We start from the raw sequence: 18,791 nt of genomic DNA, 5'->3' as shown, positions 1-18,791 counted from the left end.
CGATAAATTGGATTGCTCCATGCAGGTATAGAGAACCGGACTTAGGATACTACGGAGGCAGGGCTGATCATATTTCGTGTTAGACTCCACTCCGAATTTTTCTGTATCCGGAATACGATGACTTCTGAGCAAGCCACCACAAAGGCCCTGTCCCGTCGCTTCTGCGTCGCCCCCATGATGGACTGGACCACCCCGCACTTTCGTTACCTGGCCCGCATCCTCAGCAAGCGGGCGCTGCTTTATACGGAAATGGTCACCACAGGTGCGCTCATCCATGGCGATACCGAGCGCTTTCTGCGCCACGATGTTTCAGAGTATCCGCTGGCGCTTCAGCTCGGCGGCAGCGACGCTAACGAGTTGGCCCATTGCGCGCGGCTGGCGCAACAGTTCGGATTCAGCGAGGTTAACCTGAACGTGGGTTGCCCCAGCGACCGGGTGCAGAACAACATGATCGGCGCCTGCCTGATGGGTCATCCAGACAAGGTAGCAGAGGGCGTGGCCGCAATGATTGAAGCCACCGACCTTCCGGTTACGGTAAAGCACCGCATTGGTATTAACGGCCGGGAATCCTGGGAGGAGCTGTGCGAGTTTATTGAAACCGTGTCAGCAGCCGGCTGCAAAACGTTCATTGTGCATGCCCGCATCGCCGTTCTTGAAGGCTTGAGCCCGAAGGAGAACCGCGATATTCCACCCCTCAAATACGACTGGGTGTATCGTCTGAAACAGGCCTATCCAGACCTGGAGATTATCATCAATGGCGGCATCAAGACCTTCGAGGACTGCCATGAGCATCTGGCCCACACCGATGGCGTGATGCTGGGGCGAGAGGCCTACCACAATCCCTGGTTGCTGGCCGAGGTAGACACTGAACTATTTGGTGAGCCACCGGCCGTTACCAGCCGCCATGAGGCCCTCCGGGCCATGTTCCCGTTCATTCAGCAGGAACTGGACCGGGGCGTGTACCTCACCCACATTACCCGCCATATCATGGGCCTGTTCCTCGGGCAGCCGGGGGGACGGCAGTTCCGCCGTCACCTGAGTGAGAATGCCAACAAACCCGGCTCCGGGCTGGAAGTGGTCGAACAGGCGCTGGCGAAAGTCAGAGAACCGGAACCCAGTTTGGAAACCTGATTGCCACCATACCTTTTGTTGTCTTGTTACTGTCGTAAGCTGCCGTTATTGTAGGAGTTAAAAGGGCATTGTGGATGAATGCCCGCATAACACCGAACCATCGGGATGACAGGACGAATGAACAGCAAACTCGAACAGCTCAAAACCATGACCACTGTTGTGGCCGACACCGGCGATATCGATGCCATCCGGCATTGGCGCCCGGAAGACGCCACCACCAACCCTTCTCTGTTGCTGAAGGCCGCGGCCTCAGAGGCGTATCGGCCCATGCTGGAAAAGGCCGTGGCCTATGCGGCCAAACACGGTGGCTCGGATGCCGAACAACTTACGGTCGCAACCGACATGTTGGCAGTGCTGGCTGGCAAGGAAATTCTCGGGCTGATTCCGGGCGTGGTCTCCACCGAGGTAGATGCCCGGTTGTCCTTCGACACCTCCGCCACTCTGGAGCGTGCCCGCCGCCTGGTGGACTTTTACGACCGCCAGGGCGTGGACACTAACCGTGTTCTGATCAAGATTGCCTCCACCTGGGAGGGTATCCGTGCAGCAGAGCAGCTTGAGAAGGAAGGCATCCGCTGCAACCTGACGCTGCTTTTCTCTTTTGTGCAAGCAGTGGCGTGTGCCCAGGCCGGCGCCCATCTGATTTCACCGTTCGTGGGCCGTATCCTCGACTGGCACCTGGCCAGCTCCGGGCGCGACAGCTACCCGGCCGAGGAAGATCCTGGCGTACTTTCGGTTTCACGCATCTACAATTACTACAAGGCCAATGGCTTCAACACGGTGGTCATGGGTGCCAGCTTCCGCAACACCGGCGAAATCGAAATGCTGGCCGGGTGCGACCGGCTCACCATCAGTCCGGCACTGCTGCAGGAGCTGAAGGATGATCAGGGCACTCTGGCCAGGAAACTCAACCCGGAGACGGCTTCCTCGCCCGACAAGCCGGGACAGATTAACGAGAAGCAGTTCCGCTGGGAATCCAACGAAGACGCCATGGCCACCGAGAAGCTGGCTGATGGCATTCGCCGTTTTGCGGCAGACCAGATCGAACTGGAGCACCGGGTTCGCCAGCTCGCGCAGGCGGCCTGACATTTGTTGAAACAAAGTAACTGACCATGATCGAACGCCTGAAGAAACTGTTTTCCGTTGCCGAGTCGGAACCGGTCAAGCCGGATGCACACCAGCTGGCCGTGGCGGCCACCGCCCTGATGGTGCAGCTGTCACGGGTGGATAATCAGGAAGATGAGCGGGAACTTAAGACCATTGTGGACTGCGCGGTGAAGGCTCATCAGATTACCCGGGAAGAGGCTGAGGAAATCCTGAACGATGCCCTGGCCCACGCCGAGGACGCCACGTCGTTGTATCAGTTTACCGGGCAGATTAACGATCATCTGGATCAGCAACAGAAGCAGTCCCTGTTGGAGAGCATCTGGCGGGTAGCCTTTGCCGACGGCCGTATCGACAAATACGAGGAACACCTTATTCGCCGAATGGCAGACCTGCTGCATCTTAATCATCGCGAGTTCATGCAGGCCCGTCACCGGGCGGAAGAATCCGCATCCTGATTCAAGGAGATTCCATGTTAGCCATTCTTCACCCCAACACCGCGCTCGATAGTGAAGCCTATCGCCAGACCATGGAATACCTGGAAAACCTTCCGGGCGTCAGCATCCGGGTACACGAAATTCAGGGTGCCAGCCAGCGACTGACCGAAATCTACCTGCTGGGCGACACCAAATCCCTGGAAAAAGCAGAAATTGAAGCCCTGCCGGCGGTGGAACGCGCCATCCGGATTTCTGAGGATTACCGGATTCTTGGCCGCCACAAGGATGACCAACGCCAGAGTGGGTTTACTTATAATGGCGTGGAGTTCAGCCAGAACAACCTGAACATTTTCGCCGGCCTTTGCGCGGTGGACGTACCCGAGCATGTGGAAATGATGCTGCAGGCGCTGGAAGACAACGGTGAGGTATGTACCCGAATGGGTGCCTACAAGCCGCGCACCAACCCTTACTCCTTCCAGGGCCACGGCAAGGGCTGCCTGCCCTGGGTGTTCGAGAAAGCAGGCAAGCATGGCATCAAGGTGATTGCCATGGAAATCACCCATGAAAGCCATATCGAGGAAATCGACACCTGCCTGGAAAAACTCGGGCGGCCAACCGGCGTGATGCTGCAGGTAGGCACCCGCAACACCCAGAACTTCGAACTGCTGAAGGCCATTGGCCGGCAGAGCACCTATCCGGTGCTCCTCAAACGTGGTTTCGGTATCACCCTGAATGAATCCCTGAACGCAGCCGAGTATCTGGCCAGCGAGGGCAACGCCAACGTCATCTTCTGTTTACGCGGTATGAAAACCGAAGCCGGCCTGCCCCACCGCAATATGGTGGATTTTGCCCATGTGCCTGCGGTAAAACGCCTGACCCGCATGCCGGTATGTGTGGATCCGTCCCACTCCGTGGGCAGCCGGGACCAGTCACCGGATGGTATTCTGGATGTAATGCACGCAACTGCACAGGGCGTCATTGCCGGCGCCAACATGGTATTGGTGGACTTCCACCCGAAACCGGAGAAAGCTCTGGTAGACGGCCCGCAGGCGCTTTTGATGAGCGAATTACCGGCCTACCTGGAAGATATTCGCCTGTGCCACGAGACCTGGAAGAAACGCCAGGCCATCTACCAACGCCTCAGGGAAACTACAGCAGAATGATCGTTTATGGTCACCGTGGAGCCAAAGGAGAGGCTCCGGAAAACACCATGCCTGGCTTCATCCATGCCCACCGGCATGGCATCCGGCATTTTGAGCTGGATCTGGTGCTGTCTAAAGACGGCATCCCTGTGCTGGTGCACGACCTGACCGTGGACCGCACCACCGGCCAGAAAGGCAGTGTCGGCAAGTATACCGCCGCCGAACTGGCCGAGATGGATGCGCGCCGCAATACCAGCTCATGGTCCCGGAAAACCGGCATTCCCTCGCTGGAGAATCTGCTCGATCAGTTTGATGACATTGAGCACCTTCAACTGGAAGTGAAAAAGGATGCACGGCACAGGCTGAATATCCTGTGTAATCGCCTGACCGAGATCATCCAGCGCCGGGATTTGTACCAGACGGCGGCCATCACCTCGTCCGACCCCTGGTTTCTGCGAGAAATCCGGCGGCGCGACAAAAACATACGCATCGGCCTGGTAGCCGAGCGCAAGTTTCCCAAGCCACTGAACCTGGCTACCCGGCTGGGCTGCGAATATTTCTGTGTGAACTGGAAAATTCTGACCAAAGGTATGGTCGAGACGGCACATCGGCGGAACATGCATGTGTCTACCTGGACGGTAAACCGTATCCACGACATGTTGCTTCTGGAAGAGATGGGGGTCGACAGTATTATTACCGATTACCCCACCAGCACCCGCATGTTCTTCGATAACCGGGCCAAGGCCGTGTTGAACCTGCCGATACGGGAAACCGCACCAGAGCCCGCCTGAAGCAAGGCTCTGATGGACAACGGCCTGATCAGAAGATCCGGTTCAGGCCGTTCAGGGCAGCTACCCGGTAGGCTTCCGCCATGGTCGGGTAGTTGAAGGTGGTGTTGATGAAATAGTTCAGGGAATTGGCCTCCCCTTCCTGGTTCATGATGGCCTGGCCGATGTGAACGATCTCGGCGGCCTGGTCACCAAAGCAGTGGATACCCAGAATTTCCCGGGTTTCCCGGTGGAACAGAATCTTCAGCATGCCCACGGCTTCACCGGTAATCTGCGCCCGCGCCAGATCCTTGAAGAAGGCCTGGCCAACATCGTACGGCACCTTGGCCTCAGTCAGTTCCCGCTCGGTTTTACCAACAGAGCTGATTTCCGGGATGGTATAAATGCCGGTAGGCACGTCGTCCACAAAGCGGAAATACTCATCCTGAGTAATGTCAGACGAAGCGGCTCGCCCCTGGTCGTAAGCGGCACTGGCCAGGCTCGGCCAGCCAATCACATCGCCGGCGGCATAGATATGCTCGACTTCCGTGCGGTAATGGTCGTCTACCGCCAGCTGGCCCCGGCTGTTCGGTGTCAGGCCCACGTTCTCAAGGCCCAGATTCTCGGTATTGCCGCTGCGGCCGTTACACCACAGGAAGGCATCGGCCCGAATCTTCTTGCCGGATTGCAGCGACAGGACCACCCCGTGATCGTCGCCTTTGACAGATTCATACTGCTCGTTGTGGCGAACCAATACACCGTTGTTACGCAGGTGGTAACTCAGGGCATCGGAGATCTCATCATCCAGGAACGACAGCAAGCGACTGCCCGGGTTGATCAGGTCTACCTTGACACCCAGGCCCGCAAAGATGGATGCATATTCTGACCCGATGACACCGGCACCGTAGATAATCAGGGTCCGCGGGGTGTGGGACAAATTCAGGATGGAGTCTGAGTTGTAGATCCGATGATGACGGAAGTCGACATCGGGCGGCAGGTAGGGGCGGGAACCGGTGGCAATGATGGCCTGTTTGAAATGGATGGTTTCCACCGATTTGTTGCCACGGATTTCCAGCCGGTGCTTGTCGACAAATGCGGCACGGCCGTTGATCAGATCTACCCGGTTACGGGAATAGAACTGGGTGCGCAGCTTCACCTGCTTGCCAATCACCTTCTGGGCATTCTGCAAGACCCGCGGGAACGAGAACCAACGAGGTTCGCCAATGTCCCGGAACATCTGGTTGGTGTTGAAGGTGATTATCTGCTTGACCGAGTGACGCAGTGCCTTGGACGGAATGGTGCCCCAGTGGGTGCAGTTACCGCCAACGGTAGGTTTATCTTCAATGATGGCGACGCGCCTGTTGTGCTTCGCCGCATTCATTGCCGCCCCTTCCCCCGAAGGACCGGCGCCAATAACCACCACGTCGTAATGATGCTCTGCCATGCGCGCACTGACTCCTTATCTACACTCTGAGAGCGTAGCTATAGTTATTAATGTATTGTTGGCCGGGAGCGGTTACTTGTCGGCCTTGGTGGCATCGTATGCCAGGTCTTCCGCTTTTACTGGCTCATCGGAGCCGCTCCGGCTCTCTTCGCATTTCTGGGTATTACCGCCGCAAATCTCACAGGATGTGCTGATCCCGAGGGCACCAATACCACCGCAGGTTCCGCTGATCGGCTTGCGACCGAAAATCACACCGATCGACATACCGGCAATCAGCAGCACCACAATAAACAACACCAAAAGAAAGGTACCCATTACTGCCCTCCTTTACTGGACAAGGTAAGACGAGAACGCCGGTGTTTGATGGGTTTCAAAGCCGTTGTCTCCCCTCACAATAAAAAATGCGGGAATGTTTTCACGGGTTGCCAGGCCCATCGCCTTGTCAAAACCCATTACATTAAAGCCGGTTGCCAGAGCATCTGCCGTCATACAGTCTTCTGCAATAACCGTAACCGAGGCCAGTCGATGACCAATAGGCTTTCCCGTCTCAGGGTCTATTGTATGGGAGTACCGCTGGCCGTTCGATTCGTAATAGTTACGATAATCGCCGGACGTCGCCATGGCCTGAGCATCCAGCGCCACCACACTATTTACTGCCCGGCCCTGCTCTATCGGTTGCTCAATAGCCAGACGCCAGGCGGTACCGTCCGGCTTGCGTCCATTGGTACGCACTTCGCCGCCCACTTCCACAAGGTAAGCGCCAACACCTTCACTGTCGAGGTAACGGGCCACCGCATCCACGCCATAGCCCTTGGCAATACCCGACAAATCAATGTACTGGGGCTTATCGCTGCGAATGGCACTGGCCGATTCATCGAACTCCAGGTGCTCCCAGCCGGTGCCGCCGAGTACGGCATTCAGTTCATCATCGGAGGGAATCTGTTCAGGCCTCGCCTTGGGGCCAAACCCCCAGAGATTCACTACCGGGCCAATGGTCACATCAAAGGCGCCGTCAGTCAGTTCAGCGATCTCTACTGACCGCCGGATAACCTCGAACAATGCCGGCGAAAGCTCAATCCACTCCGATTGGTCCTGCAGACTGTTCAGCTGAGACAGCTCGGAATCCGGCTTCCAGGTCGACATGGTATTGTCCACCTGATCCAGCGTACTCTCGATGCCCTTGGCCAGAGTCTGAAGCCGTTGCTCATCTTCTGGCAATACGACGTTAATGTGATAGGTCGTCCCGAAAATCCCACCAGAGATCTCCCAGACTTTTTCCTCTTCCTGAAACGAGCAACCCGCCAGGGTGGCCAGAGCCAGCGCCATAAAGACGCTGACCACGGCTACCCTGGCGGGTCGGAACATGCGGGATGTCATGCGGTCTGATTAACCTCCGAAGTCATCCAGCATGATGTTCTCGTCCTCTACACCAAGATCTTTCAACATCTTGATCACAGACGCGTTCATGATTGGGGGTCCACACATGTAGAACTCACAGTCTTCCGGAGCAGGATGGTCCTTCAGATAGTTTTCGTACAACACGTTGTGGATAAAGCCCGTAGGGCCGTTCCAGTCATCGGTTGGCAGGGGGTCTGAAAGCGCCACGTGCCACTCGAAGTTGTCGTTCTCTGCAGCCAGACCGTCGAAGTCTTCCACATAGAACATTTCGCGTACGCTACGCGCACCGTACCAGAAGCTGATCTTGCGCTTGGAGTTCAGGCGCTTGAGCTGGTCGAAGATGTGAGAACGCATCGGCGCCATACCGGCACCACCACCGATGAATACCATTTCCGCATCGGTATCCTTGGCGAAGAACTCACCAAACGGTCCCATCACGGTAACCTTGTCGCCCGGCTTCAGGTTGAACACGTAAGTGGACATGATACCCGGCGGATGGTCGGTACCAGGAGGTGGCGTGGCAATACGGATGTTGAACTTGAGAAGACCTTTTTCTTCCGGGTAGTTCGCCATGGAGTAGGCCCGGATGGTTTCTTCCTTGTTCACGCCCTTGTAGCGCCAGATATCGTGCTTGTCCCAGTCTTCGTGGAACTCTTCCTCGATGTTGAAATCCTTGAACGGAATTTCATACGGAGGACACTCCAGCTGCACGTAACCGCCGGCGCGGAAGTCCACTTCCTCGCCTTCCGGCAGCTTCAGTACCAGTTCCTTGATGAAGGTGGCCACGTTGTGGTTGGAGATAACCTCACATTCCCACTTCTTCACACCGAAGAACTCTTCAGGCACTTCGATCTTCATGTCCTGCTTCACAGGAACCTGGCAGGACAGACGCCAGCCTTCTTTTTCTTCGCGGTTGGTGAAGTGTGTCTTTTCCGTGGGCAGCATGGCGCCACCGCCGTCCAGAACCTTGCACTTGCACTGGGCACAGGTACCGCCACCGCCACAAGCAGAGGACAGGTAGATGCCGCTATTGGCCAGAGTACCCAGCAGCTTGCCGCCCGCGGCGGTCTTGAGCGTGTGCTCGGGGTCGTCGTTGATCTCAATGGTCACGTCACCGGTGCTTACCAGCTTGGAGCGGGCTGCGAGGATAACCGCAACCAGCGCCAGAACGATAACGGTGAACATGACCACGCCGAGAATAATTTCTGTATTCATGGTCTCGCCTTTTCGTTAAACCGAATCACCGGGTGAATTACAGTGAGATGCCTGAGAACGACATGAAACCCAGTGACATCAGACCAACGGTAATGAAGGTGATGCCAAGGCCACGCAGTCCGTTCGGAACATCGCTGTACTTGAGCTTTTCACGGATACCCGCCAGAGCAATGATGGCCAGAGCCCAGCCAACGCCAGCGCCGAAGCCATACACCACACTTTCCCCAAAGGTGTAGTCACGCTCTACCATGAACAGTGACGCACCCATGATGGCGCAGTTAACCGTAATCAGCGGCAGGAACACACCCAGCGCCGCGTACAGGGCCGGAATGTATTTATCCAGCACCATTTCCATGATCTGTACGATCGCGGCGATAACACCGATGTATGTCAGCAGGCCCAGGAAGCTCAGGTCCACATTCGGCAGACCGGCCCAGTCCAGAGCACCTTCACGCAGGATGGTGTTATAAAGCAGGTTATTCACCGGTACGGTGACCGTCAGTACCACCACAACGGCGATACCCAGACCAGTCGCCGCTTCGATCTTCTTGGAGATGGCCAGGAAGGTACACATCCCCAGGAAGAACGCCAACGCCATGTTTTCAACAAAGATCGCCTTAAGCAGGAGGCTCAGATAGTGTTCCATCAGAAGGCCTCCTTGACGGTATGGCGAGACAGCTTGTAGTCAGGCTCTTCTACTTGCTCCGGCTTCCAGGTACGCAGGCCCCAGATTGCCAGGCCGATGATGAAGAACGCACTCGGCGGCAGCAGCAGCAGGCCATTCGGTACGTACCAGCCGCCTTCGTTAACGACAGGCATCAGGCTTACACCGAACAGCGAACCGGCACCCAGCAGCTCACGGAAGAACGCCACGAACAGCAGAATAACCGAATAACCCAGACCGTTACCGATACCATCCAGGAAGCTCATCAGCGGCGGATTGGTCATGGCGAAACCTTCCGCGCGGCCCATAACGATACAGTTGGTGATGATCAGACCAACGAATACCGACAGCTGTTTGGAGATTTCATAGGCATAGGCCTTGAGGATCTGGTCTACCACGATGACCAGGGAAGCAATGATGGTCATCTGCACGATGATCCGGATGCTTCCCGGAATCTGGGTTCTTACCAGAGAGACCGCCAGGTTGGAAAACGCGGTAACGGCTGTAACCGCCAGACACATGACGATACTCACGCTCATGCTGGTGGTTACCGCCAGCGCCGAACAGATACCAAGGATCTGAAGGGCGATCGGGTTGTTACTGAAGATTGGTTCGAAGAGAACCTGTTTGGCTGTTGAGCCTGCCATGATCAGACCTCCCCTTCACGAAGTTTTTTCAGGAACGGGGCGAAGCCGCGCTCACCCATCCAGTAGTTCACGAGCTGCTCGACACCACGACTGGTCAGTGTGGCACCAGAGAGCGCGTCAATCTTGTGTTCCTTGTCCTTGGCATCGGCGCTGACCCCACCTTTCACCAGACGGATCTGGGGTTCGGTCGGATCGTCACTGTAGAGTTCCTTGCCTACCCACTGCTGTTTCCAGCGCGGGTTATCAACTTCACCACCCAGGCCCGGCGTTTCCGCGTGGGCGTAGAAACCCAAACCTTCAATAGTGTTGAGGTCACCTTCAAGGGAAACGAAGCCGTACAGGGTAGACCACAGACCGTAGCCGTGAATCGGAAGCACCACACGAACCAGCTCGCCGTTCTCGCTCAGGGTGTAGACCTTGGCAACGTTCGGACGACGCTTGATGCCAGCTTTGTCTTCAGACGACGGGATGTTGGTCGACATCTCCGGATCGGAAGCAGCCTTGTACATGTCGTACTTCATGGGATCCTGAACACCCACAGCAGACGGCTCTACAAAATCGCCCTTGTCCAGGTCGACCAGGCGGACATCGAAGCGTGCAAACGTCTCTTCAATGTCCTGCGCGGTTGAGCCTGGCTCAAGCATGCCGGCGGCAGAAAGGATGTTGGTTTTGATGTCCAGATTCTGGTTCTGGATCTGCGCGGGACGGAGCATGACCGCAGCCGTGGAAACCACAACCGAGAACACAATACTCAGTACCAACGCCACCATCAGGGTTCTGGAGACGGTATCTTTTGCTTTAGCCACGAGCAAGCCTCCGTTTGATGTTGGCCTGAACCACGTAGTGGTCCATCAGCGGCGCAAACAGGTTAGCGAACAGGATCGCCAGCATGATGCCTTCCGGGAAGGCCGGGTTGATCACACGGATCAGCACCGTCATCACGCCCACCAGGATGCCGAAGCACCAGCGACCGGTGTTGGTCATGGCGGCAGATACCGGATCCGTTGCCATGAACATCATACCGAAGGCAAAGCCGCCCATAACCAGGTGCCAGTGTGCCGGTACGCCGAACATCGGATTGGTTTCTGAACCGATAAGATTCAGCAGCAGCGACATACCGATCATGCCGATCAGCACACCACCGACAATCCGGTAGGAGGCGATCTTCATGGCCAGCAGGATCAGACCACCAATCAGAATGGCGATAGTGGAAGTTTCACCCATGGAGCCCTGAATGGTGCCCACAAAAGCGTTCATCCAACCAATCTGGGCTTCCAGTGCTTCGAGGCCACCAGAGGCAGCCCAGCTCAGGGCCGTAGCGCCACTGAAGCCGTCTACCGCCGTCCAGACGGTATCGCCAGAGATCTGCGCCGGATAAGCGAAGTACAGGAAAGCACGGCCGGTCAGTGCCGGGTTCAGGAAGTTCTTGCCGGTACCGCCGAACACTTCCTTACCGATAACCACACCGAAGGTGATACCCAGCGCCACCTGCCAGAGCGGGATGGTCGGCGGGCAGATCAGCGCGAACAGAACGGAAGTGACGAAGAAACCTTCGTTCACCTCGTGCTTGCGCACGGTCGCGAACAGGACTTCCCAGAAGCCACCTACAATAAAGGTAACCGCGTAAATGGGCACGAAATAAGCCATGCCATAGACGAAGTTATCCCACAAGCCAGCGCCAGCTCCGGTTACCGCCAGTGCGGTAATGAATGCCTCACGCAGTCCACCGTCGGCAATCATCGCATCCGAGTTGGAAGCCAGGAAGTTGTTGGCCTGGAAGCCAATGTTCCACATGCCGAAGAACATGGCCGGGAACGTACACAGCCACACCGTGATCATGATGCGCTTGAGGTCTATGCCGTCACGCACATGAGCGGTGGTTTTGGTCACGCTCGCAGGCGAATAGAAAATGGTATCAACGGCTTCGTACAGTGCGTACCAGCGCTCGTACTTGCCGCCTTTTTCAAAGTGGTGCTCGATTCCATCGAGAAACTGTCGGATTGCCATCGTATTAGCCCTCGATCTCGATTCGGGTCAGGTTCTCACGGAGAATCGGACCGTATTCATATTTGCCGGGGCACACGAAGGTGCACAGCGCCAGATCTTCTTCGTCCAGCTCCAGGGCACCCAGTTTCTGTGCCATTTCAGTGTCGCCCACAATCAGAGAGCGCAGCAGCTGCGTTGGCAGAATATCCAGAGGCATCACCTGTTCATAGGCACCCACCGGCACCATCGCACGCTCACTACCGTTGGTCGTGGTCGTGAAGTTGAACAGCTTGCCGGGATTGAGCTTGGACAGGTAGATGTTCAGCACGGAGAACTTGTTGGGACCCGGCGACAACCAGCCCATGAACTCGCGTTTGCTGTGTTCTTCCAGAACAGTAATCTGGTTAGCGAACCGCCCCAGGTAAGCACAGGGGCCATCACCACGACGGCCACCGAACACGGAACCGGAGATGGCACGGACTTCACAGTCTGTGGCAACCTCCCCGTCAAGAAGTTCCGGCAGGCTGGCACCCAGACGGGTACGGACCAGGCGCGGCTTCACAGCCTTGGGTCCACCAATAGCAACAATGCGCTCGACCGGCACTTCACCGGTTTCGAACAGCTTGGCGATATCGATCACATCCTGGTAGTTGATAGACCAGACAGTCTTGCTGGCCGACACCGGATCCAGGTGATGGATATGGGTACCGACATTGCCTGCCGGATGCACGCCATCGAACTGGTGCACTTCAATATTGTCAGCCTTGGGCACGGCAACGTTAGAGCCGGGCTTGCCAGTCACAAACACTTTGCCGTTGGTGAGGCGGGAGATAATAGTCAGGCCCTTTTCAAAAGCCTTGCTATTTTCGCCAATGATAACGGTGGGGTCTGCCGCCAGCGGATTGGTGTCCATAACAGACACAAAAATCGAATTCGGCGCAGAGTCGATTTCAGGAACCTTGCTGTAGGGGCGCGTACGGAAAGCTGTCCACAGGCCAGACTCTACCAGGTTATCAACTACCTGCTGGCGTTCCAGGCCGGCGAGGTCGGAATCGCTGTAGCGGGCATAGGTTTCCGCATCGTCGCCATCAATTTCGATCACGACAGACTGGAAAACGCGACGCTCACCGCGATTGATTTCTTTCACCACGCCTGCAGCGGGGGAAGTATAACGAACGCCTTCGGTCTTCTTGTCCGTGAACAGCAGCGTACCGCGCTTGACACGGTCTCCCTCTTTCACAGCCATCGTCGGCTTCATGCCGTGATAGTCAAAACCGATGAGCGCCACGTGGCGAACCGGCTTGCCGTCAGTAATGGTCTGTTCGGGAGCGCCGCTGATGGGAAGATCCAGGCCTTTTTTGATCTTGATCATTAGCCTCATCCAATCATCAGAAACTATTCTGTGGATTTGTAACGCCCGGCCCCTGCGGCCCTGGTTTCCTGTCCGGATTGCGCCGAACGGCTGCACCTTGAGGTTCAAATGCCATAGCAGTTGCTGCTGTTTGCCATTTGACGCAGGAAAAGATGAGAAACGGGGTGCCAGACATACCCAAAATCGCGCCAATTATAGAGATTAAGGAAACCTATTTCCACCGGTAACAAAAATGGTTTTGTACGGCCAAAGTAACAAAAAACCCCGGCAGCTGGCGCTACCGGGGCTTTCTGCCAATCAACTGCCGAGACCGGCCTACGACTTTAGTCGCGGGCGCGCTTCGGGAAGATCGGATAGGTTATGCCGGCCATCTGGTTCACACAACGCACAACCTGGGCGCTGTAGCCGAATTCGTTGTCGTACCAAACGTACAGGATCAAACGCTTGCCATTGGCGATGGTAGCCTGGGCATCGACGATACCGGCATGACGGGAGCCCACGAAATCGGTGGAAACCACTTCCGGAGAGTTCACAAAGTCGATCTGCTTCTGCAGCTCGGAGTGAAGCGCCATATCGCGCAGATATTCGTTTACCTGCTCGGCATCCACATCGCTTTTCAGGTTCAGATTCAGGATCGCCATGGACACGTTCGGTGTCGGCACCCGGATAGCATTACCGCTCAGCTTGCCTTTCAGCTCCGGCAGTGCTTTGGCAACGGCTTTGGCCGCGCCGGTTTCGGTAATAACCATGTTCAACGGGGCGCTGCGGCCACGACGACTACCCTTGTGGTAGTTGTCGATCAGGTTCTGGTCGTTGGTGTAGGAGTGAACGGTTTCAACGTGGCCATCCTCAATACCGTACTCGTCATTGATGGCCTTCAGTACCGGAGTGATGGCGTTGGTGGTACAGGAAGCAGCAGACAGGATCTTGTCTTCGTCGGTGATCCAGTCGTTGTTGATGCCATAAACGATGTTCTTGATGTCGCCCTTGCCCGGCGCAGTCAGAATCACTCGACTGACACCCTTGGACTTCAGATGCAGGCCAAGGCCCGCTTCATCGCGCCACTTACCGGTGTTGTCGACCACGATGGCGTTGTTGATGCCGTACTCGGTGTAGTCCACCTTGTCCGGGCCATCAGAATAGATCACCTTGATAAAGTTGCCGTTGGCGATCAGCGCAGAGTTCTCGGCATCAACCGTGATGGTGCCATCGAAAGGACCATGCACGGAGTCACGTCGCAGCAGGCTGGCACGCTTTTCCAGATCGTTGTCAGCACCACCCTGGCGAACAACGATCGCACGCAGGCGCAGGTTGTTGCCGCCACCGGCTTTTTCAACCAGGATACGCGCCAGCAGTCGGCCGATCCGGCCAAAGCCGTAAAGCACCACATCCTTCGTTTCTTCCTTGGCATCCTTGGCCGCCTCTTCGGCGTACTTGCCAACCACCGGGCCGATTTCCTTTTTCAGGAACTCGGTGAGGTCACCGCCCTCTGCCTTGAATTTGACCGCCAGCTTGCCAATATCCACGTGAGCGCGGCCAAGCTCCAGCTTGTCCATCGCCTCGAGAATGGGCAGCGTATCGTGAACAGACAGCTCGCTGTCCTCAACCTGACGCACAAAACGATGGGCGCGGATGATATCGATAACAGACTGGTTGATGATCGCACGGCCGTATACGGACGTAACAACGTTGTTTTTACGGTACAGGCGGCCGATCAACGGGATCATCGCTTCTGCGGTAGACTCCCGGTCAGTCCAGTTGGACAGGTGCTGGTTGATCTGTTCGTGACTCACGGTTGGAACCTCGTATAGCACTGGAAATAATTTGGGGCGCACATTATCCAACTTAAAAGGCGATACGGCAAATAGCCGTTTGTCTGCCCCGACCATGACACTGTCACAACCGGGCGATAGAATAGCGCCGCCCCGGCAAATGATGCATTTATTCAGGAGAACGCTTGCCCCATGACCAAAGGCCAGGCCCACGCCCCGCTTATCGCCCCCGCTGCCCCTGAAAAGGCTGCCGACCACAGAAAATGGGGGCAACTGAATGGCTGTGCCGACGCCCTGGCCATCTGCGAGAGCGCCCGCGCCCACAAAGGTCTGACACTGGTCATCACTCAAAGTACCAGCGAAGCCATCCAGCTGGAGCAATCCATCCGGTTTTTCCTGGGGCTGCCCACGGATGAAGACGGCGCCATCATTACCTCCGATGGCATTGAGCTATTGTCGCTTCCGGACTGGGAAACACTGCCCTACGATCTGTTTTCGCCACACCAGGACATTACCTCGAGGCGGATTCGCTCCCTGCACCGGTTACCCGGCACACGCCACGGCATTCTGGTAGTACCGGCGCGCACCCTGATGCACCGGCTTGCCCCCCCAAGCTATCTGCAGGGCAACACCCTGCTGCTGGAAGTGGGCCAGACCCTGGATATCGACAGCTGGCGAATGCAACTGGAGGCAGCCGGTTATCATCATACCGACAACGTGTATGAACACGGCGAGTATGCGGTACGAGGGGCCATCCTCGACATTTACCCCATGGGCTCTAACCTGCCCTACCGCATTGATCTGTTCGATGACGAAATCGAAACCCTCCGGACCTTTGACCCGGAAACCCAGAGATCCATCGATAAAACCGAACGCATCGAACTTCTGCCGGCCAACGAATTTCCCTGGCACAAGGAAGCCCGCTCAGGCTTTCGCAATCGCTGGTTTGAATATTTCCCCAATGCCGACAAAGACGCGCCGGTTTACCAGGATGTTACCCACGGCATCACACCGCCTGGCATTGAGTACTATCTTCCACTGTTTTTCGATGCAACCGCCACGTTATTTGATTATCTGCCGGGCAACACTCTGGTGTTTACTGCCAACGGCCTCAATGATGCCGTCAATGCCTTTGATGCGGAAACCCGGGCCCGTTACGAAGACCGCCGCCACGATCGACTGCGCCCTATTCTGCCCCCCACCGAGCTGTTTCTGCAGCCGGATGAAGTGTTCGGGCAACTCAAACACTACCCGCGCATTACCTGCAGCAGTCAACCCGAAGACGGCGCGGGCGCCAGCAACTGCGGTACCGAATCTCTCCCGGATGTCGCCATGGACGGGCGCGCCGCTGATCCGGCAGGGCGCCTCAAACGGTTTATTCAGGAGTTCCACGGGCGCATCCTGATCTGCGCTGAATCGTCCGGGCGCCGGGAGGCGCTGATCGACAACCTGGCCGATCACAAGCTCAAGCTGGCAACCGTGCAGAGCTGGTCGGAATTCCTCGAAAACGAGAGCACCACTCTGGCCATCACCATTGCCCCACTGGAACAGGGCATGGTATTGCCCGACCAGAATCTGGCACTGATTACCGAAACGGCGTTGTTTGGCGAGCGGGTGCTGCAGCGTCGCCGGCGCCAGAAACCAACCGAAACAGACGATGCCGGCTACCGGGACCTGTCTGAACTGAGAATTGGCGCACCGGTCGTGCATATCGACCATGGCGTGGGGCGCTACAAGGGGCTGGAGACACTCACCGCCGGCGGCCAATCCGACGAATTTCTGACCCTGGAATACGCCGGCGGCTCCAAACTCTATGTACCGGTGTCCAGCCTGCACCTGATTTCCCGTTACGCCGGCACCGATGAGGAACACGCACCGCTCCACAAGCTCGGAACGGAGCGCTGGAGCAACGCCAAGCAAAAAGCGCTGGAAAAGATCCGCGACACCGCAGCAGAACTGCTGGATGTTTACGCCCGCCGGGAAGCCCGAAAAGGCTTCCAGTTTGAAGATCCGAAAGAGGCCTATCGGGCCTTTGCCGCCGGCTTTCCGTTTGAGGAAACGCCGGACCAGCAGGTAGCCATCGAATCGGTATTCGAGGATATGACCAGTGAGCGCCCCATGGACCGGCTGGTGTGCGGCGATGTCGGCTTCGGTAAAACCGAAGTGGCCATGCGCGCAGCTTTTCTGGCCACCTGGTCTGGCAAACAGGTGGCCGTGCTGGTGCCCACTACCCTTCTCGCCCAGCAACATTACGAGTCTTTCCGCGACCGGTTCTCGGACACGCCAGTAACGGTAGAGCTGCTAAGCCGCTTCCGTAGCGGCAGCCAGACCACCAAGGCCATCACCGCCATCGAAGAAGGCAAAGCAGATATCGTCATTGGCACCCACAAGCTTCTGCAAGGCGATATCAACTTCAAGAATCTGGGGCTGGTGATTATCGACGAAGAACACCGGTTTGGCGTTCAGCAGAAGGAAAAACTGAAATCCCTGCGGGCCGAGGTGGATATGCTGACCCTCACCGCCACACCGATTCCCAGAACCCTGAACATGGCCATGGGCCATCTGCGCGACCTGTCCATTATCGCCACTCCCCCGGCCCGCCGGCTGTCGGTGAAAACGTTTGTGCGCCAGCGCGACGACGCCATGGTGAAAGAAGCCATTCTCCGGGAGATTCTGCGGGGCGGTCAGGTCTATTTCCTGCACAATGATGTCGCCACCATCGAGAAAACCGCGGAAGATCTTCGCAAACTGATTCCCGAGGCGCGGGTGGGTGTGGCACACGGCCAGATGCGCGAGCGCCAGCTGGAACAGATCATGTCGGATTTCTACCACAAGCGTTTCAACGTACTGGTGTGCACCACTATTGTGGAAACCGGCATCGACATCCCCAGCGCCAACACCATTATTATTGAACGAGCAGACAAATTTGGCCTGGCGCAGCTGCACCAGCTTCGGGGTCGCGTGGGAAGGTCTCACCATCAGGCGTACGCCTATCTGCTGACACCACCGCCAAAGGCCATTTCCACCGATGCCAGGAAGCGGCTGGATGCGATTTCCGAATCCCAGGACCTGGGCGCAGGCTTCATGCTGGCCACCCACGACCTGGAAATCCGGGGCGCTGGCGAGCTGCTGGGTGAAGAACAGAGCGGTCAGATCGAAAGCATCGGCTTTACCCTCTACATGCAGCTGCTGGACGAAGCCGTAAAAGCGATTCGCGACGGCCGCACGCCCAACGCCGAGCTGCCTCTCAGCCATGGCACCGAAATGAACCTGCGCATTCCGGCCCTGATTCCCGACGACTACCTGCCAGATGTCCACAACCGCCTGATGCTGTACAAGCGTATTGCCAGCGTGAAGGATCGTGAGGCATTAAAAGAACTTCAGGTTGAGATGATTGACCGCTTCGGATTATTACCGCCCCCGGCCAAGAACCTCATGCGCCAGGCACAGCTACGCTTGCAGGCAGAGACTCTGGGCATCGTGAAAGTGGATGCCGGCAAGGAATGGGTGCGGCTTGAGTTCGGGGCAACGACACCGGTCGACCCTCTCGAACTGGTTAAAAAAGTGCAATCCGCTCCGGATCGATACCGGCTCGAAGGCGCCAACAGCTTTCGCTTCCGGCTGAATGATGACTCAACCGATGGTAAACTCGACGCCATCGCAGCGATGCTCGAAGAACTGGCGCCCGACAAGGCCCCGGCAAAGGCATCATGAC

At 56.8% G+C, this 18,791-nt stretch carries 16 protein-coding genes; 6 read left to right on the top strand and 10 right to left on the bottom strand.

What is annotated here, in order from left to right; genetic code table 11:
• Window positions 1-117 precede the first annotated feature (117 nt).
• The 5 genes from dusA to ACF8YQ_RS06170 all read left to right on the top strand — a co-directional run bounded on the left by dusA (window position 118) and on the right by ACF8YQ_RS06170 (window position 4,602).
• On the top strand, window positions 118-1,131 hold the full coding sequence (dusA, locus tag ACF8YQ_RS06190) for a tRNA dihydrouridine(20/20a) synthase DusA (RefSeq protein WP_396622898.1): 1,014 nt from the start codon (window positions 118-120) through the stop codon (window positions 1,129-1,131).
• Window positions 1,132-1,248: 117 nt separating this feature from the next.
• Entirely contained in the window at window positions 1,249-2,214 is a 966-nt protein-coding gene (gene tal, locus ACF8YQ_RS06185; RefSeq protein ID WP_396622897.1) for a transaldolase, read from the top strand.
• A gap of 26 nt (window positions 2,215-2,240) precedes the next feature.
• The gene (locus tag ACF8YQ_RS06180) at window positions 2,241-2,690 is read left to right on the top strand and encodes a TerB family tellurite resistance protein (protein ID WP_153740423.1); all 450 of its coding nucleotides are present in this window, start codon (window positions 2,241-2,243) and stop codon (window positions 2,688-2,690) included.
• Between the two features lie 14 nt (window positions 2,691-2,704).
• Entirely contained in the window at window positions 2,705-3,832 is a 1,128-nt protein-coding gene (locus ACF8YQ_RS06175; RefSeq protein WP_014421087.1) for a 3-deoxy-7-phosphoheptulonate synthase, read from the top strand.
• Window positions 3,829-4,602 (top strand): glycerophosphodiester phosphodiesterase, encoded by a 774-nt coding sequence (locus ACF8YQ_RS06170; RefSeq protein ID WP_396622896.1) that lies wholly within the window; start codon window positions 3,829-3,831, stop codon window positions 4,600-4,602. The genes ACF8YQ_RS06175 and ACF8YQ_RS06170 overlap by 4 nt, the downstream gene beginning before the upstream one ends.
• Window positions 4,603-4,630: 28 nt before the next feature.
• Here the strand turns inward: ACF8YQ_RS06170 and sthA are convergent, their stop codons facing one another.
• The 10 genes from sthA to ACF8YQ_RS06120 form a co-directional block, all read right to left on the bottom strand.
• A complete protein-coding gene (gene sthA, locus ACF8YQ_RS06165; protein ID WP_396622895.1) occupies window positions 4,631-6,022 on the bottom strand; it encodes a Si-specific NAD(P)(+) transhydrogenase in 1,392 nt (463 codons plus the stop codon).
• Window positions 6,023-6,094: 72 nt separating this feature from the next.
• Window positions 6,095-6,337, bottom strand: coding sequence for a (Na+)-NQR maturation NqrM (gene nqrM / locus ACF8YQ_RS06160; protein WP_011785398.1), 243 nt, complete (start codon window positions 6,335-6,337; stop codon window positions 6,095-6,097).
• Window positions 6,338-6,349: 12 nt separating this feature from the next.
• Window positions 6,350-7,399 carry an FAD:protein FMN transferase gene (locus ACF8YQ_RS06155; RefSeq protein ID WP_396622894.1) on the bottom strand — a complete coding sequence of 350 codons (1,050 nt, stop codon included), beginning with the start codon at window positions 7,397-7,399 and terminating at the stop codon, window positions 6,350-6,352.
• Window positions 7,400-7,408: 9 nt separating this feature from the next.
• Window positions 7,409-8,635 carry an NADH:ubiquinone reductase (Na(+)-transporting) subunit F gene (nqrF, locus tag ACF8YQ_RS06150; RefSeq protein ID WP_014421084.1) on the bottom strand — a complete coding sequence of 409 codons (1,227 nt, stop codon included), beginning with the start codon at window positions 8,633-8,635 and terminating at the stop codon, window positions 7,409-7,411.
• A gap of 37 nt (window positions 8,636-8,672) precedes the next feature.
• Window positions 8,673-9,281: an NADH:ubiquinone reductase (Na(+)-transporting) subunit E gene (nqrE, locus tag ACF8YQ_RS06145; protein ID WP_396622893.1), complete on the bottom strand. Its 609-nt coding sequence runs from the start codon at window positions 9,279-9,281 to the stop codon at window positions 8,673-8,675.
• The gene (locus tag ACF8YQ_RS06140; protein WP_014421083.1) at window positions 9,281-9,946 is read right to left on the bottom strand and encodes an NADH:ubiquinone reductase (Na(+)-transporting) subunit D; all 666 of its coding nucleotides are present in this window, start codon (window positions 9,944-9,946) and stop codon (window positions 9,281-9,283) included. The genes nqrE and ACF8YQ_RS06140 overlap by 1 nt, the downstream gene beginning before the upstream one ends.
• A 2-nt stretch (window positions 9,947-9,948) precedes the next feature.
• A complete protein-coding gene (locus ACF8YQ_RS06135) occupies window positions 9,949-10,752 on the bottom strand; it encodes a Na(+)-translocating NADH-quinone reductase subunit C (RefSeq protein ID WP_022991580.1) in 804 nt (267 codons plus the stop codon).
• Window positions 10,745-11,953 (bottom strand): NADH:ubiquinone reductase (Na(+)-transporting) subunit B, encoded by a 1,209-nt coding sequence (locus ACF8YQ_RS06130; RefSeq protein WP_396622892.1) that lies wholly within the window; start codon window positions 11,951-11,953, stop codon window positions 10,745-10,747. The genes ACF8YQ_RS06135 and ACF8YQ_RS06130 overlap by 8 nt, the downstream gene beginning before the upstream one ends.
• 4 nt (window positions 11,954-11,957) lie before the next feature.
• Entirely contained in the window at window positions 11,958-13,304 is a 1,347-nt protein-coding gene (locus ACF8YQ_RS06125) for a Na(+)-translocating NADH-quinone reductase subunit A (RefSeq protein ID WP_014421081.1), read from the bottom strand.
• 323 nt (window positions 13,305-13,627) lie between these two features.
• The gene (locus ACF8YQ_RS06120) at window positions 13,628-15,031 is read right to left on the bottom strand and encodes a glyceraldehyde-3-phosphate dehydrogenase (protein WP_396623279.1); all 1,404 of its coding nucleotides are present in this window, start codon (window positions 15,029-15,031) and stop codon (window positions 13,628-13,630) included.
• 237 nt (window positions 15,032-15,268) lie between these two features.
• On the opposite strand from ACF8YQ_RS06120, the gene mfd reads away from it, so the two are divergent.
• Window positions 15,269-18,790, top strand: coding sequence for a transcription-repair coupling factor (gene mfd, locus ACF8YQ_RS06115; protein WP_396622891.1), 3,522 nt, complete (start codon window positions 15,269-15,271; stop codon window positions 18,788-18,790).
• Window position 18,791: the final 1 nt, after the last annotated feature.

Origin of the sequence: Marinobacter sp. W-8 (genome assembly GCF_044342215.1) — a bacterium.
GTDB lineage: Bacteria > Pseudomonadota > Gammaproteobacteria > Pseudomonadales > Oleiphilaceae > Marinobacter > Marinobacter nauticus.
Note: the sequence above shows the minus strand (reverse complement) of the source record. Positions and strands in the feature narration are given on the sequence as shown.

Excerpts from the sequence above, each read along its gene's own strand:
- nqrF (WP_014421084.1), bottom strand. The coding sequence starts at position 8,635 with ATGAATACAGAAATTATTCTCGGCGTGGTCATGTTCACCGTTATCGTT.
- ACF8YQ_RS06180 (WP_153740423.1), top strand. The coding sequence starts at position 2,241 with ATGATCGAACGCCTGAAGAAACTGTTTTCCGTTGCCGAGTCGGAACCG.
- ACF8YQ_RS06175 (WP_014421087.1), top strand. The coding sequence starts at position 2,705 with ATGTTAGCCATTCTTCACCCCAACACCGCGCTCGATAGTGAAGCCTAT.
- tal (WP_396622897.1), top strand. The coding sequence starts at position 1,249 with ATGAACAGCAAACTCGAACAGCTCAAAACCATGACCACTGTTGTGGCC.
- ACF8YQ_RS06130 (WP_396622892.1), bottom strand. The coding sequence starts at position 11,953 with ATGGCAATCCGACAGTTTCTCGATGGAATCGAGCACCACTTTGAAAAA.
- sthA (WP_396622895.1), bottom strand. The coding sequence starts at position 6,022 with ATGGCAGAGCATCATTACGACGTGGTGGTTATTGGCGCCGGTCCTTCG.
- ACF8YQ_RS06120 (WP_396623279.1), bottom strand. The coding sequence starts at position 15,031 with ATGATCCCGTTGATCGGCCGCCTGTACCGTAAAAACAACGTTGTTACG.
- ACF8YQ_RS06170 (WP_396622896.1), top strand. The coding sequence starts at position 3,829 with ATGATCGTTTATGGTCACCGTGGAGCCAAAGGAGAGGCTCCGGAAAAC.
- ACF8YQ_RS06140 (WP_014421083.1), bottom strand. The coding sequence starts at position 9,946 with ATGGCAGGCTCAACAGCCAAACAGGTTCTCTTCGAACCAATCTTCAGT.
- ACF8YQ_RS06125 (WP_014421081.1), bottom strand. The coding sequence starts at position 13,304 with ATGATCAAGATCAAAAAAGGCCTGGATCTTCCCATCAGCGGCGCTCCC.
- dusA (WP_396622898.1), top strand. The coding sequence starts at position 118 with ATGACTTCTGAGCAAGCCACCACAAAGGCCCTGTCCCGTCGCTTCTGC.
- ACF8YQ_RS06155 (WP_396622894.1), bottom strand. The coding sequence starts at position 7,399 with ATGACATCCCGCATGTTCCGACCCGCCAGGGTAGCCGTGGTCAGCGTC.
- nqrE (WP_396622893.1), bottom strand. The coding sequence starts at position 9,281 with ATGGAACACTATCTGAGCCTCCTGCTTAAGGCGATCTTTGTTGAAAAC.
- nqrM (WP_011785398.1), bottom strand. The coding sequence starts at position 6,337 with ATGGGTACCTTTCTTTTGGTGTTGTTTATTGTGGTGCTGCTGATTGCC.
- mfd (WP_396622891.1), top strand. The coding sequence starts at position 15,269 with ATGACCAAAGGCCAGGCCCACGCCCCGCTTATCGCCCCCGCTGCCCCT.